This window comes from Serratia sp. 22278, assembly GCF_052045405.1.
Classification (GTDB): Bacteria; Pseudomonadota; Gammaproteobacteria; order Enterobacterales; family Enterobacteriaceae; genus Serratia; species Serratia marcescens.
This window is the reverse complement of the sequence record NZ_JBQEOW010000006.1, coordinates 193,004-208,872: the sequence shown is the minus strand read 5'-3', so window position 1 is coordinate 208,872 and position 15,869 is coordinate 193,004. Positions and strand designations below refer to the sequence as shown.

Below are 15,869 nucleotides of genomic sequence, written 5' to 3'. Positions count from 1 at the left end.
GCATGGCGCCCCCCCGGTTGGGTTAACAGAGAAAAAGTATAACCGGATCAAGCCAATTGCGGCTGGATCTCGTTGCGGGCGGGCTTGACGATCAGCGTCAGCACCACCGCCACCACCAGTGCGATGGCCATAAACATGTAAGAGGCCGCCGGGCTGCCGGTGGCGCCATTCAGATAGCCGACGAACCACGAACCGAAGAACGAACCCAGCGCGCCCATGCTGTTGATCAGCGCCATGGCGCCGCCGGCGACGTTTTTCGGCAGCATTTCCGGAATGATGGCGAAGAACGGCCCATAAGGGGCATACATCGCAGCGCCGGCGACCACCAGCAGGCCGTAGGAGATCCAGAAGTGGTTGGCGCCGACGGCGTAAGATCCGAAGAACGCCAGCGCGCCGATCAGCAGCAGCGGCCAGACGAACAGCTTGCGGTTTTGCATTTTGTCCGACGCCCAGGAGACGACGACCATGGCGATGGTTGCCGCCAGGTAAGGCACCGCCGACAGCCAGCCGGCTTCCACCATGCCCATCTGCATGCCGCTGCGCAGGATGGAAGGCAGCCACAGCACGAAGCCATACACGCCGATGCTCCAGGCGAAGTACTGCACGCACAACAGGATCACGTTGCGTGAGCGGAAGGCTTCGCCGTAGTTGCGCACGGCCTTGATGCCTTTCTGCTCTTCGTCCAGCTGCTGTTGCAGCGCCTGTTTCTCATCGGCGCTCAACCAACCGGCCTGCGCCGGTTTGTCTTTCGCCAGCACCCACCAGCAGAACGCCCAGATAACCGCCGGAATGCCCTCGATGATAAACATTTCGCGCCAGCCGAAGGCGTGGATCAGGTAGCCTGACACCACCGACATCCACAGCACCGTCACCGGGTTGCCGAGGATCAGGAAGGTATTGGCGCGTGACCGTTCCGATTTGGTGAACCAGTTGCTGATGTAGATCAGCATCGCCGGCATCACCGCCGCTTCCACCACGCCGAGAATAAAGCGGATGGCGGCCAGCATCGGGATATTGCTGACCACGCCGGTCAGCGAGGCGCAACCGCCCCACAGGATCAGGCACCAGAAGATCAATTTTTTGACGCTGCGGCGTTCGGCGTAGATGGCGCCGGGAATTTGGAAGAAGAAATAACCGAGGAAAAACAGCGCGCCCAACAGCGAGGCCATGCCCTTGGTGATGCCGAGATCTTCATTGATGCCGGCGGCGGAGGCGAAGCTGAAGTTGGCGCGATCGAGATAGGCCAGGCTGTAGGTGATAAACACGATGGGCATGATGTACCACCAGCGTTTGGCCGCGACAGTCGCTTTGTTCATGTTCAGTATCCTTCAGTGGTGTTGCATCCCCTTCGCACGGCACGCTGGGCGTGAAAGACGAAGGGGCAGATGCTCTCCCGACGCGTCCCGGTTGTAGGGCCAGAGGCTGACGTCATGCGGAGAAGTCGTTTTTTTTATTGTTATTCGGCCAGCGCCGCACGGGTCGGCAGGCCTTCGCTGTCGCCGATGGCCTGGATCGCCAGCGAGCCGATTTTGTTGCCGCGCTGCACCGCCTGTATCAGCGTTTTGCCTTCCAGCAGGGCGCTGAGGGTGCCGACGGCAAAGCCGTCCCCGGCGCCGACGGTATCCACTACGTTGTCGACCTTGACTGCGGCTACCGCCGCCTTATCGCCGGCGGCGGTTTTAAACCAGGCGCCATCCGGGCCGGTTTTGATGATCACCGCCTGCACGCCGCGTTCCAGATAGAAATCGGCGATGCCTTCCGGCGTCGATTGGCCGGTGAGGATCTGCCCTTCTTTCAGCCCCGGCAGCACCCAGTCGGCGGCGAACGCCAGCTGGTTCAGCTGCTCGATCATCACCTCGCGGCTGGGCCACAGCACCGGGCGCAGATTGGGATCGAACGAAATGGTTTTGCCCATGGCGCGCATCTCGCGCGCCGCATGGTGGCACAGCGCCAGCGATTCGCCGGACAGCGCCGCCGCCACGCCGCTCAGGTGCAGGTGGCGCGCGGAACCGAAATACTCGCGGTTAAAATCGGCAATCGACAGGTGGCTGGCCGCCGAGCCCTTGCGGAAGTATTCCACGCTGGGATCGGTACCATCGGTGGTTTTGGATTTCACCTGAAAACCGGTGGGGTAGTGGCCGTCGACCGTCACCTGCCGGTAATTGATGCCTTCTTTTTTCAGCTGCTGCAGGGTGAAGCGGCCGAACGAATCGTTGCCGACGCGGCTGACCCAGCCGACGTTCATGCCCAGACGCGCCAGGCCGATCGCCACGTTCAGTTCGGCGCCGGCGATGCGTTTGGTGAAGGTTTCCACCTCCGCCAAGTCGCCGGTCTGCGCCGCTACGAACATCGCCATGGCTTCACCCAGCGTGACCACATCCAGGGGCGCCTGCTGCGCCGTCGTTGCCGTTAACGTTGTCATCATGGGGTTACTCCGCACGCAAGATATTGACGTAATGGCGGGTGACGGCTTCCAGGTCATCGCCCTGCAACGGGAATTCGATACCGCGCGGCACATCGTGCGGCAGGCGGGCCAGCAGGTCGCGCCAGCTGCCGTCGGTATCGTCCAGCGCGATGGCGCGCCAGCCGCGCGGGCCTTGAGTGGCGGCTTTGACGTGCACGTAACCGACGTGGCGGGCCAGGCGCTCGGCGGCGGCGAAGGCGTCTTGCCCCACCCACAGCCAGTTGGCCATATCGAAGGTCATGCTGACCGGCAGGTGGCTATCTTCCGCGGCGTGGAAAAAGGCGTTCAGCATCGACAAAATGCCGCAGTCCGGCGTTTGGTCGTTCTCGACCACCAGCTTGACCGGGTGTTGCTCCAGCGCCACTTTCAGCTCGGTAAAATCGAAGCCGGGGCGGAAATGACCGAGGGACAGCTTCAGCTGGCGCGCGTTCAGCGCCTGCGCTTCCGCCAGCAGCGCCGGCAGGTTGGGGTTCAGCGTATGTTGCGGGGTGAACAGCGCCTCAGGGGCGGAGTAGACGGCGAACAGCTGCTGGCGATCGATCTCTTGCGCCAGCGCCGGCAGGCTGTCCAGCTCGCCGGCGGCGAACAGTTCGCGGCGGATCTCCACCCCGTCGGCGCCAGCGCCGGCGATGAGGGGCAACAGCGCGCGCTGGCCGCCGTGTTGTTTGACGGTATCGGTGCCGTAGGCGCCGGTGACCACGATGATTTCTGTTTTCATTTTGACTCCTGAGGCGGCATTGTCGCCGCCGCTGCTGTTACCGGTACGTTAAATGGAACCGGTTCCAGCGAAAAGCGGCAGAGTGTAAAAATATGATCGCAATCACGAAGCTGAGCAAAAAACAGCCGGTGAGGGCGGGGCGGTTAACGCCCCGGAAAAGGCGGGTTAGCGGGTGGTGGAGCCGCGGACGATCAGCTCGCCGGAGAACATCTGCTCGCCGCTGGGGGCGGCCAGGCCCTGAATGCGCTGCACCAGCCGCTCCAGTGCCGCGTGCCCCATTTGGTAGGTGGGCTGCTTCAGCGTGGTGATGCCGACGCCCGCCAGTTCCGCCCACTCCAGTTCGTCAAAGCCCAGCAGGCCGATGTCGTTGCCCCACTGGATGCCGAGCCGACGCATGGCGCGCGCCACCTGCAGCGTCAGGGCGCCGTTGGCGGAGATCACCGCCTTGCGCATGCCGCGGTGGCGGCCGCTGAAATCGCTCAGCACCTGCTCCAGTTTCTGCCGATCGTTGAGCGGCGTTTCGGCCTGCTCCGCCAACAGCGCGGGGTGCTGCGCCATGGTATGCCTGAAGGCGTGCAGGCGCTCCAGGCGGGTATTGACCGTACCGAGCGGCTCGCTGAGGAACAGGATCGCTTCGAAACCTTGTTGCAACAGGTGTTCGGTGGCGACGGTGGCCGCTTCGCGGTTGTTCAGACCCACCACGTCGCAGGCGAAGTCGGGGATTTTGCGGTCGATCAGCACCATCGGCAGCATCGACTGTTGCAGCGTGGATAACGCTTCCTCGCGCATGCCGACCGCGTTGACCACAATGCCTTCCACCCGGTAACTGCTGAGCAGCTGCAGGTAGTGCTGTTCCTGATTGACTTCGTTGTTGGTGTTACACACCAGCAGGGTAAAACCGTGTTGACGGCAGGCGGCCTCGATGCCGCGCATCACGTCCACTGAATAGGGGTTGGTGATATCGGCGAGGATCAGGCCGATCAGGCGGGTCTGGCCGCCCTTCAGGCTACGCGCCATCTGGCTTGGCCGGTAGTCGAGTTGCTGGATAGCCTGTTCGATGCGCTGTTTGAGATCGTCGGAAAGCAGGTGCTGTTCACCATTCAGATAGCGCGACACGCTGGTCTTGCCGGTTTTGGCGATGCTGGCCACATCGCTGATGGTGGCGCGTCCTGAGGCGCGCGTTGCCTTGCCTGTGCTCACAGCCGATCCCTCCTGCGGTTAATTGCCAAGGAGACTACCATACCCGATGTGCGAGCGGGAATATTGAAGGATAAGGAGAAAGTCGGGAGGAAGCGGCGGGGCGCAGGTGGCGCCCCGCACGGGATTACTGCAGCGGGCTGAGGGTGATCTCGACGCGGCGGTTTTGCGCCTTGCCTTCCGCGGTGCTGTTGGAGGCGATCGGGTTGTCCGGGCCGGCGCCGGTGGTGCGGATACGGTTTGCCGCCACGCCCTGGGTGATCAGCGCGCTGGCTACGCCGTCGGCGCGCTGCTGCGACAGGTTCATGTTGAGCGAGCGGGAACCGGTGCTGTCGGTGTAGCCGACCACGTTGACCGCGGTTTTCGGATACTCTTTCAGCACCATGGCGACGCCGGTCAGGGTGTTGGCGCCCGCCGGTTTCAACGTGGCGCTGCTGCTGTCGAAGGTCACGTTGTTCGGCATGTTCAGCACGATGTTGTCGCCCTGACGGGTGACGCTGACGCCGGTGCCTTTCATCTTGTCGCGCAGCTTGGCTTCCTGCACGTCCATGTAATAGCCTGCGCCGCCGCCGAGGGCTGCGCCGGCCGCTGCGCCGATCAGCGCGCCCTTGCCGCGATCTTTCTTGGAAGAGGACAGCACGCCGACGCCGGCGCCCAGTGCGGCGCCGAGGCCCGCGCCGATGCCGGATTTGCCGACTTCGGATTCGCCGGTGTAAGGGTTGGTGGTACAGGCTGACAGCGTGAGCGCGACGCTCACTGCGCCGGCAATAATTGCAATGCGTTTTTTCATGTTCTTGTCCTTAATGGCATCAATTCTGTACGCGCCGGCCCAACACGGGGGCGCAAAAAGTAGGCGACGCAGGTGGGGCCCGCATCACCGCGCTACTATGACGCGTTGGCTCGCCGGCAGTTCCGGAGAAAAACGTGACAAATGATGAGCGCGGGTAAGTGCTGGGGGAGTTATGCGACAAAACGCCGGGCGGCGCCATGCAGCGGATTCCTAATTGCGCGCCGCCAGGGCGCGAATGCGCCTTTTTTAACCGTAACCGGTTGAATTCTCGATTGCCGGCCAGTTCATGATCAGCGTATAGGCCTGGGTTTCGTCGTTAAACAGGCGTTGCGTTACCTGAAAACCGTGCTTGTGGTAAAACGCGCAGGCGCGCAGGTTTTGCTGATACACCTCCAGGCTGAGCCGACGGTAGCGCTGCTGTACGTGCGTCATCAACGCCTGGGCGACGCCGCGGCCGTGAAACGCCCGATCGACAAACAGCGCGCCGATGAACTGCTCGTCCAGCACGCTGATAAAGCCGACGATTTCGTCGTCATGCCAGCAGGCCCAGCTTTGCGCGCGCGGCAGATAGTTTTCCCGCACCAACGCGGCGCTCTCACGCCAGTATTTTTCCGCCACGAACGGATGGGCGGCGATGGTGCTGGGCAGCCACAGCGCCATCAGCCGTTCGATATCCTCCGGGCCACAGGGGCGGATCACCGTGGCTTTGGGTAACACATGCACCCCGTGAGATGATCGTTCACCAGCCCGCTGGCCTGCATGAAGGCGTAACAGATGGTGGAGCCGATAAACTTGAAGCCGCGCTTTTTCAGCGCCTTGGACATGGCGTCGGACTGCTCGGTTTTGGCCGGCACCTGATTCAGCGCTTGCCAGCGGTTAAGCTGCGGCCGGCCGCCGACGAAGTCCCAAATGAAGGTAACGAAATTCTCCCCGGCCGCCTCCATCGCCAGATAGGCCTTGGCGTTGGTGATGATGGCTTCTATCTTGCCGCGGTGGCGGATGATGCCGCTGTCCTGCAGCAGGTTTTCCACGTCTTGTTCGGTCATGGCGGCGACACGCCGCGGATCGAAATCGTGGAAAGCGCGGCGGTAGTTCTCGCGCTTTTTCAGGACGGTGATCCAGGAAAGGCCGGCTTGCTGCCCCTCGAGGCACAACATTTCAAACAGCTCGCGCGCGTCGGTGGTGGGCGCGCCCCATTCCTTGTCGTGATACTCGAGATACAACGGATCGGCCGTCACCCAACCGCAACGTTCGTCTGCCATCCTGAATGCCCTTATGCTGTGTTTATGAACAGTAATCATCGCTCGAAGCGCCGAACTTGGCAAGCCTCTGATTGTTTTGTCATCGGCCCGCTTGACGTGACGAAAAAGCCGACAATAGTTACTACATGGTCGGTGGAAAACTGACCAACGATAAAAACGACATGGCCTTCATTTGCAGGCTCTCAGGAGTCGATCCATGCCTCTAAAAATAACGTGCATGCCCCGCCCGGCGGCGCTTGCAGTGGCGTTACTTTGCAGTGTGACCCTTCCGGCTCAGGCGTACGATCAACTCTACGTCTTTGGCGACAGCCTGAGCGATACCGGCAACAACGGCCGGTTCACCTATGATGGCAGCCAGCACCTGCTGTACGACGAAGCATTGGCGCAACGCATCGGGGCGGCGCTGGTGGCTTCGGACAACGGCGGTGAGAACTACGCCGCCGGCGGCGCGGTGGCGGTGCCGGGCCTGAACCCGGCCGACAACACCCAGGAGCAGGTGCAGCGTTACCTGAACCGGGTCAATGGCCAGGCCGACGGCGACGGTTTGTATATTCATTGGATCGGCGGCAACGACCTGGCGGCGGCAGCGCTGAATGCCGCTACCGCGCCCGGCGTGGCCTATAACAGCGCCGCGGCGGCGGCGGCGCAAGTGCATTCGCTGCTGAACGCCGGCGCCGGCACGGTGATCGTGCCGACGGTGCCGAACATCGGCTCCACGCCGCAGCTGATGGAATTGATCATTCAACAGGCGCTGTCACCGGTGCAGGGGGCGGCGATCCAGGCGGCCTATGCCACGCTTAGTTCGGTGGCGACGCCGGACAACGCTTCACGCACGCAGGCGATCCACGCGGCGTTGACCGCTGCGGCGAAGCAGGGCAGCGCCATTCCTCAGGTGCAGCAGGCGATCGCCGCGCAGCTTATCGCGGCGTATGACGGCCTGAGCGCGCAGGCCGCTCAACTGACCGATTTCTATAATCAAAGCGAAGACCGTTTGCTGGCGCAGGGGAGCGGCAATATCGTGCGGGTGGACGTCAACAAGCTGTTCGCCGAAGCGATCGCCAATCCGGCGCAGTTCGGCTTCGCCAACACCGCCGGCATGGCTTGCCCGCCGGGCGTTTCCTCGGCGGTCTGCCGTTCCGACATGCCCGGCTTCGACGCCGGCCAGTCCTATCTGTTCTCCGACCATTTCCACCCCAGCCCACAGGCGCACCTGCTGATTGCGGATTATATCCAGGCGGTATTGGATGGTCCGGCGCAGGTGGTGGCGCTGAATCAGGCGACGGCGGCGATGGCGCGCGACAGCCGCGCCACGCTCGACAGCCGCTTCCAGCAGCTGCGCAACGGCGACAACCCGCAGGGTTCGCTGGGGGTGTTCGGCGGTTACGCCGGCCAGCACTACGACTATGCCGATAACCGGGCCGCGGGGGAAGGCAACGCCACCACCCACAACCTGACCGTCGGCGTGGACTATCAGCTGACCGACAGCTGGTTGATCGGCGCGTTGATCGCCGGTTCCAACGACGATCAGCATCCTTCCAGCCGCTTTGATTACAAGGCGCGCGGGCTGCTGCTGTCGGCTTTCAGTTCACTGGCGATCTTCGAGCACGGCTGGGTCAACGCCGATCTGCACTATGCGACGATGGATTATGACGACATCCGCCGCAGCATGCGGCTGGGGCCGCTGACGCGCACCGAAACCGGTTCGACCACCGGCAGGCAGTGGGGCGCGCGCGTGACCGCCGGCTATGACTTCCCGATCGCCTCTTACCTGACTACCGGGCCGGTGGCGCAGTTCGCCTGGGACTACAGCCGCGTTTCCGGCTACAGCGAAGACAGCGATGACAGCACCGCCATGCGCTTCAACGATCAAACCTACCACTCGCAGATCGGTGCGTTGGGTTGGCGGCTGGATACGCAATTCGGCGTGTTTAACCCTTATGCGGAGGTGAGTTATCAGCACCAGTTCGGTGACGACGTCTACCGCGCCGGCGGCGGCCTGAAATCGACGCAAACCTCGTTCACCCGCGACAGTGCGGGCCAGGACAAAAATTGGGTGGATGTCACGTTGGGGGCCAACATGCCGTTGACGGACCGGGTATCGGCCTTCGCCACCGTCTCGCAAACCGGCGGGCTGAGCAGCGGTGAGCAGTTTATGTATAACGTCGGCGTCAGTGCGCGTTTTTGAATTGGCTATCGGCGCGCTCAAGATAAGCCATAAGGTCTGATAAGGGATTTATGCGGAAGGCGGCCTGGGGAAATTATGCGGGCCGCAATGAGGTTGGCGGAAAGACAAAAAAAAACTGATCCTATGAAAGGATCAGGTAGCCACTTGGCCAACACCAGGGAAAATTTTATTTATTATTGTATAACCAAAGATTAACTGTCAATTTGTTTCTGTGGCCCGTTATCGCCGTATTTCATCCCTGGCCGTTCCTCCCATGCCCTGCGCGTCGGCACGCCGCGCGATATCACCTTATTTTTCACGATAATAAGAAATAATCCGGCACTTGATCACATTATCTCTCGATGAGGGGAGTTTTTTAGTTGATAAAATTAACAAAAATAACATCGGCGCAACTTTATCTCGTGGGAAATATAAGGATATGCGCACGTAAATCAGCATAAATTTAATCGGTGAAGGGGGAAATAGCGTTCAGCCAATTGATTATTTAAACGGCGGTGAGTGATGTTTTTGTTAAATGTTTCTAATGTGTGTGCCGGGTGTGTTTTTCTGGACGGCGAGGGGACCGGCAGACGCGTTGTTTTTCCCGCTGTGCCCGATGCGTGAAAATCCAGCGTTTCTCACCCCGATTCGCACTTGTTGCCGGATTCTGGCTGTATATCTTACGGTCAAAGGGTATACTGGCGCATTCCATCTAAATCCACTTGTATCGCGTGCGAATTCAACATGCAAAAGTTTGATACCAAGACCTTCCAGGGCCTGATCCTGACACTGCAGGATTATTGGGCGCGCCAGGGCTGCACCATCGTTCAACCATTGGACATGGAAGTCGGCGCGGGAACCTCACACCCGATGACGTGCCTGCGCGCACTGGGGCCGGAGCCGATGGCCGCCGCCTATGTGCAGCCATCTCGCCGCCCGACCGACGGCCGCTACGGTGAAAACCCGAACCGTCTGCAGCACTACTACCAGTTCCAGGTGGTGATTAAGCCATCGCCGGACAACATTCAGGAACTCTACCTGGGCTCGTTGAAAGAGCTGGGTCTGGATCCGACCATCCACGACATTCGCTTCGTGGAAGACAACTGGGAAAACCCGACGCTCGGCGCCTGGGGCCTGGGTTGGGAAGTGTGGCTGAACGGCATGGAAGTGACGCAGTTCACTTACTTCCAGCAGGTCGGCGGCCTGGAGTGCAAGCCGGTGACCGGCGAGATCACCTACGGTCTGGAGCGTCTGGCGATGTACATCCAGGGCGTGGACAGCGTGTACGATCTGGTGTGGAGCAACGGCCCGCTGGGCGTCACCACCTACGGCGACGTGTTCCATCAGAATGAAGTGGAGCAGTCCACCTACAACTTCGAATACGCCGACGTCGACTTCCTGTTCTCCTGCTTCGAGCAGTACGAGAAAGAAGCCCAATCGCTGCTGGCGCTGGAAAAACCGCTGCCGCTGCCGGCCTACGAACGCATCCTGAAGGCGGGCCATACCTTCAACCTGCTGGACGCGCGCAAGGCGATTTCGGTAACCGAGCGTCAACGCTACATTCTGCGCATCCGCACGCTGACCAAAGCCGTTGCCGAAGCCTACTACGCTTCCCGCGAAGCGCTGGGCTTCCCGATGTGCAACAAGAAGAACGAGAACTAAGAGGCAGCCATGACTCAACAGACTTTCCTGGTGGAAATCGGCACGGAAGAGCTGCCGCCGAAGGCTCTTCGTTCCCTGGCGGAATCTTTCGCCGCCAACTTCACCGCCGAACTGGACAACGCCGGCCTGGAACACGGTGAAGTGAACTGGTTCGCCGCACCGCGCCGCCTGGCGCTGAAAGTGGCCAACCTGAGCGCGGCGCAGGCCGATCGCGAAATTGAAAAACGCGGCCCGGCGATCGCCCAGGCGTTCGACGCCGAAGGCAAGCCGAGCAAAGCGGCCGAAGGCTGGGCGCGCGGCTGCGGCATCACCGTCGATCAGGCTGAACGCCTGGTGACCGACAAGGGCGAGTGGTTGATGTACCGCGCCCACGTCAAAGGCCAGTCGGCGCAACAACTGCTGGCCGGCATGGTCAGCACCGCGCTGGCTAAACTGCCGATCCCGAAACTGATGCGTTGGGGCGACTCTGACGTGCAGTTCGTGCGTCCGGTGCACACCGTTACGATGCTGCTGGGCGCCGATCTGATCCCGGGCACCGTGCTGGGCATCGACTCTGCGCGCACCGTGCGCGGCCACCGCTTCATGGGCGAAGCCGAGTTCACCCTCGATAACGCCGACCAATACCCGCAGATCCTGCTGGAGCGCGGCAAAGTGGTCGCCGACTACGAAGCGCGTAAAGCCCTCATCAAACGCGATGCCGAACTGGCGGCGCAGAAGATTGGCGGCAAGGCCGATCTGAGCGACAGCCTGTTGGAAGAAGTGGCCTCGCTGGTGGAATGGCCAGTGGTGCTGACCGCCAAATTCGAAGAAAAATTCCTGGCGGTGCCGGCGGAAGCGCTGGTGTACACCATGAAGGGTGACCAGAAGTATTTCCCGGTGTACGACGCCGCGGGCAAACTGCTGCCGAACTTTATCTTTGTGGCCAACATCGAGTCGAAAGACCCGCAGCAGATCATTTCCGGCAACGAGAAGGTGGTGCGTCCGCGCCTGGCCGATGCCGAGTTCTTCTTCAACACCGATCGCAAGAAACGCCTGGAAGACAATCTGCCGCGCCTGGAAACCGTGCTGTTCCAACAGCAGCTGGGCACCCTGCGCGACAAGACCGATCGCATTCAGGCGCTGGCGGGCTGGGTTGCCGGCCAGATCGGCGCCGACGTCAACCACGCCACCCGCGCGGGCCTGCTGTCGAAGTGCGACCTGATGACCAACATGGTGTTCGAATTCACCGACACCCAGGGCGTGATGGGCATGCACTACGCGCGCCACGACGGTGAGGCGGAAGACGTCGCCGTTGCGCTGAACGAGCAGTATCAGCCGCGCTACGCCGGTGATGCGCTGCCGCAGTCGCTGGTGGCCTGCTCGCTGGCGATCGCCGACAAGATGGATACCCTGGCCGGCATTTTCGGCATCGGGCAGCATCCGAAAGGCGATAAAGACCCATTCGCGCTGCGCCGCGCCGCGCTGGGCGTGTTGCGCATCATCGTCGAGAAAAACCTGCCGCTGGATCTGCAGACCCTGACCGAAGAGGCCGTGCGCCTGTACGGCAGCAAGCTGACCAACGCCAAGGTGGTCGACGAGGTGGTGGAATTCATGCTGGGCCGCTTCCGCGCCTGGTATCAGGAAGAAGGCCACGCGGTCGATACCATTCAGGCGGTGCTGGCGCGCCGTCCGACCAAACCGGCCGACTTCGACGCGCGCGTCAAGGCGGTATCCCACTTCCGCACGCTGGACGAAGCGGCGGCGTTGGCTGCGGCCAACAAACGCGTCTCCAACATTCTGGCCAAATCTACCGAAACGCTGAACGACAGCGTGCGCGCCTCGGTGCTGAAGGACGCGGCGGAGATCCAGTTGGCGACCCACCTGGTGGTGCTGCGCGACAAGCTGCAGCCGTACTTCGCGGCGGGCAATTACCAGGAAGCGCTGGTGGAACTGGCTGCGCTGCGTGAACCGGTGGATGCGTTCTTCGACAACGTGATGGTAATGGCGGACGATGCGGAAGTGCGCGTGAATCGTCTGACGCTGCTGAGCAAATTGCGTGAGCTGTTCCTGCAGGTGGCGGATATCTCCGTGCTGCAGTAAGCGGTTCTTTGCTGTGAAAAGGCGCCTGCGGGCGCCTTTTTTATTTCCGAAGCTGGGCTGTGAAGGTAAGCTCGCCCGGCGGCTTGGGGTGACTGACTTGGGAGAATTGCAGCCTCCGCTCGCCGACGGCAATGAACCTCAGTGCGTTTTGCGCACGATGTTCAACCGCCACCGGCCGAGACAATGTTCACCGCAAACGGAATCGCGTATCGGAACGCCGCCAGTTGATCTATTCTTATAGGCGCACGGAGTGCGGAAAAAGGGGCGGAGTCCAATGAAAAAGCAGGTTTATAACAGGAGTTATGTCACATGGCGGTAGGGATCCAGAGCAGAGGTTTCGCGCGTTGGTTGGCACCGGTATTGGCATTGTTGGTGGTCATGCAATTGACCGCCTGCGGCGATAAAGAGCCGGAACAGCGCAAAGCATTTATCGATTACTTACAGAATACCGTGATGCGCAGCGGGGCGAATATCCCCACGCTGAGCGAAGACCAGAAGCAGAAGTTCGGCAACTATGCCGGCGATTACGCGATTTTGGTCGGCTTTTCACAGCAGCTGTCCAAGTCGGTCGGCGCCAGCCTGACCCCGGCGCTGGATCAGATTAACCAGATCCGCACCGCACAGGACTATCTGAACAAACGCGATGCGCTGCAGCAATCGGTTGGGGCGTTGAACCTGCTGGGCCAGCAGATCCAGTCCGCCAAGTCGCAGGCGGATACCGCCCGCGCGGCGTTGAAACAGCCCGACGATCTGAAGGCGGTGTACAACCAGGCCTATGACAAAATCGTCACCGCGCCGGCCAACGCCCTGATGCCGGCGATCCCGACCACCGCCAGCTTTGTGCAGGATCTGGTGCAGGTTGGCGATTTCCTGCAGAGCCAGGGCAATCAGGTCAGCTTCAACAACAATGGCGTGCAGTTCCGCACTGCGCAGCAGGTGGCGCAGTACAACACCATGATGTCGAATCTGGTGGCCAAACAGCAGAACCTGGTGAATGCGCAGAAAGCCATTCAAAGCGTGACGCAATAACGCGCCTGCGACGATCTACAGGCCGGCATTGCCGGCCTGCTTTATTTCCCCTCAGCGTTTCCAATAGCTTGCTGGTTTATTGCGCAGGCTTCTGTACTACACTTCAATTAATCCATTCATTCGGCAATGTAGTTTTCTTTCATTCATCACTTCGCTAGTTCCCGGCGGGATGAGTGCTCACAGGGAAGATCAAACAGAGCGTCGCGATCGGGCGCTGCAGCCAAAAATAAATTGTGATATTTATCACAATTTAAAAACAAATAACCAAGTTAAAAATGTGACCGTTATCACTTTATTGTCGATTTTTGGGCGGTTTTTTTCTCACTGTGCTTTTTTTACACGTCATAAGTGTGATCTTTATCACTATAAATGAGGGTTTGTTGGGGTGTTGTGTGTGACTTGTATCACAAAAAATTCGTGAAGTTCGCGTGACAAAAACAGCGTGATAGAGTCCGTTTCGCATACAGCGGCAACACGGCTGGATCGTCACAACAATAATCACGCGCTCTATTGTCAGCGCGTAACAATAGGGGTGTGTTTTATGTTTTCACCAGACATCAAGGTTAAAGTGCAAAACTTTGGCCGCTTCCTGAGCAACATGGTGATGCCCAACATCGGCGCCTTTATCGCCTGGGGGATTATCACCGCGCTATTCATTCCAACCGGCTGGCTGCCGAATGAAACCTTAGCCAAGCTGGTCGGCCCGATGATCACCTATCTGCTGCCGCTGCTGATCGGCTACACCGGCGGGCGGCTGGTGGGCGGCGAGCGCGGCGGCGTGGTCGGCGCCATCACCACCATGGGCGTCATCGTCGGCGCCGACATGCCGATGTTCCTCGGCTCGATGATCGCCGGCCCGCTGGGTGGCTGGGCTATCAAGCATTTCGACCGCTGGGTGGACGGCAAGATCAAAAGCGGCTTTGAAATGCTGGTGAACAACTTCTCCGCCGGCATCATCGGCATGCTGCTGGCAATCCTGGCTTTCCTGGGCATCGGGCCGCTGGTGGAGGTGCTCTCCAAGCTGCTGGCGGCGGGCGTGCACGTGATGGTGAAGAACAACCTGTTGCCACTGGCGTCCATCTTCGTTGAACCGGCGAAAATCCTGTTCCTGAACAACGCCATCAACCACGGCATCTTCTCGCCGCTGGGTATCCAGCAGGCCACGGAAGTCGGTAAGTCGGTATTCTTCCTGATTGAAGCCAACCCAGGCCCGGGCATGGGCGTGCTGATGGCCTACATGTTCTTCGGCCGCGGCAGCGCCAAGCAATCCGCCGGCGGTGCGGCGATCATTCACTTCCTGGGCGGCATTCACGAAATCTACTTCCCTTACGTGCTGATGAATCCACGTCTGCTGCTGGCGGTGATCCTGGGCGGCATGACCGGCGTATTCACCCTGACGATGCTGAACGGCGGCCTGGTTTCTCCGGCTTCCCCGGGTTCGATCCTGGCGGTGCTGGCGATGACTCCGAAAGGCGCCTACTTCGCCAACACTGCGGCGGTGTGCGCAGCCTTTGCCGTCTCCTTCGTGGTGTCTGCTTTCCTGCTGAAAACCTCCAAAGTGAAAGAGGATGACGATCTGGAAGCCGCGACCCGCCGCATGCAAGAGATGAAATCGCAGTCCAAAGGCGGCGCAGCGGCGCCAGCGTCGGTCGACGGCGATCTGAGCACCGTGCGCAAAATCATCGTCGCCTGCGATGCGGGCATGGGTTCCAGCGCCATGGGCGCCGGGGTGTTGCGCAAGAAAGTGGCGGACGCCGGGCTGAAGAACATCTCGGTGACCAACAGCGCCATCAACAGCCTGCCGGACGATGTGGATCTGGTCATCACGCACCGCGATCTGACCGAGCGCGCGATGCGCCACGCGCCGCAGGCCCAGCACATCTCGCTGACCAACTTCCTCGACAGCAAGCTGTACAGTGATCTGGTCGAGCGTTTGCTGGCGGCCAACCAAACCAGCGACAACCAGCAGAAGGTGCTGGATGACAGCGTCAAAACCGGTGAGCCGAACCTGTTCAAGCTGAGCGAAAGCAACGTGTTCCTCAACCTGCAGGCCAGTGACAAAGAGCAGGCGATCCGCTTCGCCGGCGAGCAGCTGGTGAAGGGCGGCTACGTTGAGCCGGAATACGTGCCGGCGATGCTGGAGCGCGAAAAGCTCACGTCCACCTACCTGGGCGAGTCGATCGCCGTGCCGCACGGCACCATCGAGGCTAAAGACCGGGTGCTGCGCACCGGCGTGGTGTTCTGCCAGTACCCGCAGGGCGTGCGCTTCGGCGATGAAGAGGACGAAGTGGCGCGCCTGGTGATCGGCATCGCCGCGCGCAACAACGAGCATATTCAGGTGATCACCAGCCTGACCAACGCGCTGGATGACGAGAGCGTGATCGAGCGGCTGGCGAATACCACCAGCGTCCAGGAAGTGCTGGACCTGCTCGGCGGCAAAAAAGCCGGATAACAGAATCATTTTAAAGGGTGCAGCTTGCTGCACCCTTCGACATTAAGAAGGT

General features: G+C 60.7%; 12 protein-coding genes. 5 read left to right on the top strand and 7 right to left on the bottom strand.

Annotated elements, in window-relative coordinates; translation table 11 throughout:
* Positions 1-47 precede the first annotated feature (47 nt).
* The 7 genes from ACTJJ6_RS13880 to ACTJJ6_RS13850 form a co-directional block, all read right to left on the bottom strand.
* Positions 48-1,316 carry an MFS transporter gene (locus ACTJJ6_RS13880; protein ID WP_049278444.1) on the bottom strand — a complete coding sequence of 423 codons (1,269 nt, stop codon included), beginning with the start codon at positions 1,314-1,316 and terminating at the stop codon, positions 48-50.
* A gap of 140 nt (positions 1,317-1,456) precedes the next feature.
* Positions 1,457-2,422 carry a sugar kinase gene (locus ACTJJ6_RS13875; RefSeq protein ID WP_049299634.1) on the bottom strand — a complete coding sequence of 322 codons (966 nt, stop codon included), beginning with the start codon at positions 2,420-2,422 and terminating at the stop codon, positions 1,457-1,459.
* A gap of 7 nt (positions 2,423-2,429) precedes the next feature.
* Entirely contained in the window at positions 2,430-3,182 is a 753-nt protein-coding gene (locus ACTJJ6_RS13870) for a sugar phosphate isomerase/epimerase family protein (RefSeq protein WP_440804195.1), read from the bottom strand.
* A gap of 165 nt (positions 3,183-3,347) precedes the next feature.
* Complete coding sequence (locus tag ACTJJ6_RS13865) at positions 3,348-4,382, bottom strand: LacI family DNA-binding transcriptional regulator (RefSeq protein ID WP_016929584.1); 1,035 nt, start codon at positions 4,380-4,382, stop codon at positions 3,348-3,350.
* A 124-nt stretch (positions 4,383-4,506) separates the two neighbouring features.
* The gene (locus ACTJJ6_RS13860; protein WP_016929583.1) at positions 4,507-5,169 is read right to left on the bottom strand and encodes an OmpA family lipoprotein; all 663 of its coding nucleotides are present in this window, start codon (positions 5,167-5,169) and stop codon (positions 4,507-4,509) included.
* Positions 5,170-5,415: 246 nt separating this feature from the next.
* Entirely contained in the window at positions 5,416-5,868 is a 453-nt protein-coding gene (locus tag ACTJJ6_RS13855) for an N-acetyltransferase (protein ID WP_028128062.1), read from the bottom strand.
* Positions 5,865-6,431, bottom strand: coding sequence for a DNA-3-methyladenine glycosylase I (locus tag ACTJJ6_RS13850; RefSeq protein WP_016929581.1), 567 nt, complete (start codon positions 6,429-6,431; stop codon positions 5,865-5,867). The genes ACTJJ6_RS13855 and ACTJJ6_RS13850 overlap by 4 nt, the downstream gene beginning before the upstream one ends.
* Before the next feature lie 196 nt (positions 6,432-6,627).
* Here ACTJJ6_RS13850 and ACTJJ6_RS13845 point away from each other — a divergent pair, with 196 nt between their 5' ends.
* From ACTJJ6_RS13845 to ACTJJ6_RS13825, 5 genes are all read left to right on the top strand, one after another.
* The gene (locus ACTJJ6_RS13845; RefSeq protein ID WP_143778361.1) at positions 6,628-8,616 is read left to right on the top strand and encodes an autotransporter outer membrane beta-barrel domain-containing protein; all 1,989 of its coding nucleotides are present in this window, start codon (positions 6,628-6,630) and stop codon (positions 8,614-8,616) included.
* A 723-nt stretch (positions 8,617-9,339) separates the two neighbouring features.
* On the top strand, positions 9,340-10,257 hold the full coding sequence (gene glyQ, locus ACTJJ6_RS13840; RefSeq protein WP_004933966.1) for a glycine--tRNA ligase subunit alpha: 918 nt from the start codon (positions 9,340-9,342) through the stop codon (positions 10,255-10,257).
* A gap of 9 nt (positions 10,258-10,266) precedes the next feature.
* On the top strand, positions 10,267-12,336 hold the full coding sequence (gene glyS, locus ACTJJ6_RS13835) for a glycine--tRNA ligase subunit beta (protein ID WP_016929579.1): 2,070 nt from the start codon (positions 10,267-10,269) through the stop codon (positions 12,334-12,336).
* 309 nt (positions 12,337-12,645) lie between these two features.
* Positions 12,646-13,365 (top strand): DUF3053 domain-containing protein, encoded by a 720-nt coding sequence (locus ACTJJ6_RS13830; protein ID WP_016929578.1) that lies wholly within the window; start codon positions 12,646-12,648, stop codon positions 13,363-13,365.
* A 541-nt stretch (positions 13,366-13,906) separates the two neighbouring features.
* Positions 13,907-15,817 (top strand): PTS mannitol transporter subunit IICBA, encoded by a 1,911-nt coding sequence (locus tag ACTJJ6_RS13825; RefSeq protein ID WP_440804187.1) that lies wholly within the window; start codon positions 13,907-13,909, stop codon positions 15,815-15,817.
* Positions 15,818-15,869: the final 52 nt, after the last annotated feature.

Bases quoted from the DNA above. Each gene is read 5' to 3' on its own strand.
- ACTJJ6_RS13880 (WP_049278444.1), bottom strand. From the start codon at position 1,316: ATGAACAAAGCGACTGTCGCGGCCAAACGCTGGTGGTACATCATGCCC.
- ACTJJ6_RS13875 (WP_049299634.1), bottom strand. From the start codon at position 2,422: ATGACAACGTTAACGGCAACGACGGCGCAGCAGGCGCCCCTGGATGTG.
- ACTJJ6_RS13870 (WP_440804195.1), bottom strand. From the start codon at position 3,182: ATGAAAACAGAAATCATCGTGGTCACCGGCGCCTACGGCACCGATACC.
- ACTJJ6_RS13860 (WP_016929583.1), bottom strand. From the start codon at position 5,169: ATGAAAAAACGCATTGCAATTATTGCCGGCGCAGTGAGCGTCGCGCTC.
- ACTJJ6_RS13850 (WP_016929581.1), bottom strand. From the start codon at position 6,431: ATGGCAGACGAACGTTGCGGTTGGGTGACGGCCGATCCGTTGTATCTC.
- ACTJJ6_RS13845 (WP_143778361.1), top strand. From the start codon at position 6,628: ATGCCTCTAAAAATAACGTGCATGCCCCGCCCGGCGGCGCTTGCAGTG.
- glyQ (WP_004933966.1), top strand. From the start codon at position 9,340: ATGCAAAAGTTTGATACCAAGACCTTCCAGGGCCTGATCCTGACACTG.
- glyS (WP_016929579.1), top strand. From the start codon at position 10,267: ATGACTCAACAGACTTTCCTGGTGGAAATCGGCACGGAAGAGCTGCCG.
- ACTJJ6_RS13830 (WP_016929578.1), top strand. From the start codon at position 12,646: ATGGCGGTAGGGATCCAGAGCAGAGGTTTCGCGCGTTGGTTGGCACCG.
- ACTJJ6_RS13825 (WP_440804187.1), top strand. From the start codon at position 13,907: ATGTTTTCACCAGACATCAAGGTTAAAGTGCAAAACTTTGGCCGCTTC.